This window comes from Dietzia sp. B19, from assembly GCF_014145155.1.
Lineage (GTDB): Bacteria > Actinomycetota > Actinomycetes > Mycobacteriales > Mycobacteriaceae > Dietzia > Dietzia natronolimnaea.
Genome location: NZ_JAALED010000323.1, coordinates 1 through 2,226 on the forward strand (window position 1 = coordinate 1; position 2,226 = coordinate 2,226).

The 2,226-nt window shown below is 69.5% G+C and carries 3 protein-coding genes; all 3 read right to left on the reverse strand.

Going from position 1 to position 2,226, the window contains the following annotated elements:
* Window positions 1-82: 82 nt before the first annotated feature.
* Genes tyrS through G6020_RS09830 form a run of 3 tightly spaced genes read right to left on the reverse strand, consistent with a single transcriptional unit; the run spans window position 83 to window position 2,224 of the window.
* Window positions 83-1,354, reverse strand: coding sequence for a tyrosine--tRNA ligase (gene tyrS / locus G6020_RS09820; protein WP_311201625.1), 1,272 nt, complete (start codon window positions 1,352-1,354; stop codon window positions 83-85).
* 31 nt (window positions 1,355-1,385) lie between these two features.
* Window positions 1,386-2,036, reverse strand: coding sequence for a DNA-3-methyladenine glycosylase (locus G6020_RS09825; protein WP_182610492.1), 651 nt, complete (start codon window positions 2,034-2,036; stop codon window positions 1,386-1,388).
* A complete protein-coding gene (locus G6020_RS09830) occupies window positions 2,033-2,224 on the reverse strand; it encodes a Trm112 family protein (RefSeq protein ID WP_347238349.1) in 192 nt (63 codons plus the stop codon). Before G6020_RS09830 ends, G6020_RS09825 begins: the two co-directional genes overlap by 4 nt.
* Between the last annotated feature and the right edge of the window lie 2 nt (window positions 2,225-2,226).

Sequence of the window (2,226 nt, forward strand, 5' to 3'; positions counted from 1 at the left end):
CCAAACGCAAATCGCCAGGTCAACGGGAGAAATGCGAGACGGCGCCGGTGTGTACCGGCGCCGTCTGCCCCTACTCCCCGGATCAGTGGATCCGGACCCCGGCCAGGTTCTTCTTGCCGCGCCGGAGGACCAGCCAGGCCCCGTGCAGGAGGTCGCTCGTCGCGGGCGCCCACTCGACATCGTCGACGCGCTGGTTGTTGACGTACGCGCCGCCCTCACCGACGGCACGTCGCGCCGCACCCTTGCTCTCGCACAGACCGGACGCGACCAGCAGATCGACGATCGTCCTCGGCTCGTCGGATCCCAGCTCGACCGCGCCGGCGTCCTCGAGCGCGGCACGGAGGGTCCGCTCGTCGAGCTCGGTCAACTCTCCGCGTCCGAACAGTGCCTGGGACGCCGCCTGCACCGATTCCGTGGCCGCCACCCCGTGCACCATCGTGGTCATCTCCTCGGCCAGGCGCTTCTGCGCCGCCCGCAGGTGCGGCTTCTCCCGGGTGAGTGCGTCCAACTCGTCGATCTCCTCCCGGCCCAGGAACGAGAACCACCGCAGGTAGCGGACCACGTCGGCATCTGAGGTGTTGAGGAAGTACTGGTACCAGGTGTAAGCGCTGGTCAGGGCCGGGTCGAGCCAGAGGCTCCCACCGCCCGTCGACTTGCCGAACTTCTTCCCGTCGGACGAGGTGACCAGGGGAACGGTCATCGCGTGCACCGATTCCCCGTCCATCCGGCGGTTCAGATCGACGCCACCGACGATGTTCCCCCACTGATCGGAGCCGCCGATCTGCAGCGTGCACCCCATGGTGCGACGCAGCTGCACGAAATCGTTGGCCTGCAGGAGCATGTAAGAGAACTCGGTGTACGAGATCCCGTCACCGTCCAGACGACGCTTGACCGTGTCACGCCCGAGCATGGTGTTGAGCGAGAAGTGCTTGCCGACGTCGCGGAGGAACTGGATGGCGGTCAGGTGACCGGTCCACTGCATGTTGTTGACCACCCGCGCGCCCACGGGCCCCTCGGTGAGGTCCACGAAGAGCTCGAGCTGACCGGTGATGCGCTCGGCCCACTCGGCCACGGTGTCCGCGGTGTTCATGGTGCGCTCCCCCACCTCGCGGGGGTCGCCGATCATCCCTGTCGCTCCCCCGGCCAGCACGATCGGTCGGTGCCCGGCCAGCTGGAACCGCCGCAGGGTGAGAAGCGGGATCAGGTGACCTGCGTGCAGGCTCGGACCGGTGGGATCGAAGCCGCAGTACAACGACACGGTGCCCTCGTCGAGATGGGCACGGAGCGCGTCGAGGTCGGTCGACTGCGCGATGAGCCCCCGCCACTGTAGGTCTTCGAGGATGTTGGAAGTCACGCGTGCCATTGTTCCCCATCGACGCGGTGGGCTACCACGGGGCGGGGTGCGTCACCCTCGGCGCGCGAGGACTGCGCCGGTAGGCGGAGACCTCCCGGGCGGCCGCCAGCCAGAACCGCCAGGGGCGTTCCGCCTCACGGGAGACACCCACCCTGGGGCCGGACCGGATCTGCGACTCGGGTACCGGATCGGGACGGAAGGTGACCGACGACGTCGGGTCGAGGACATCCGTTCCCCGGTGGGAGAGATCGATACCCAACACCTTGCCGAGATTCCCCGGCCCGCGGGCCGCGTGTTCCACGGGTATACCGGGCCGGCGGTCGTCCACCACCCGGTGTCCGCCCTCCACCCGGGCGGCGCGCAGCAGTACCCCGCCGCCCTCGCCCGCGGGCCGGCAGGTGATGTTGACGCACCGGTGGATCCCGTGGCTCAGGTAGACGTACAGGTGACCGGCGTCGCCGAACATCACCTCGTTTCGCGGGGTCGGACCCGGCCAGGTGTGCGCGGCGGGATCCGGATGGGCTGAGTCGACCGGTCCGCCGTAGGCCTCCACCTCGACCACCCGGACCGAGACGGAGTCATGGGTCAGGACACCCCCGAGCAGTGCGCGCGCGGCCCCGGCCGGGTCCGCTTCGCGGAGCAGCGTGCGGAACGGGTCCGCCCCGGCGTACCGCCGGGTCACTCCTGTGGAGCTGCGCCCGCGGCGGCGAGCAGGTCCGCGTGCTCGGCGTCATCCACCTGACGTGACTCCTCCACCAGTAGGACCGGGATACCGTCATCGATCCGGTACGCGCGGCGGAGGCGGGGGTTGTAGAGCGTGTCGTCGCCCGCCAGGAGGAGCGGACCCTTGTCCTCGGGGCAGGCGAGGATCT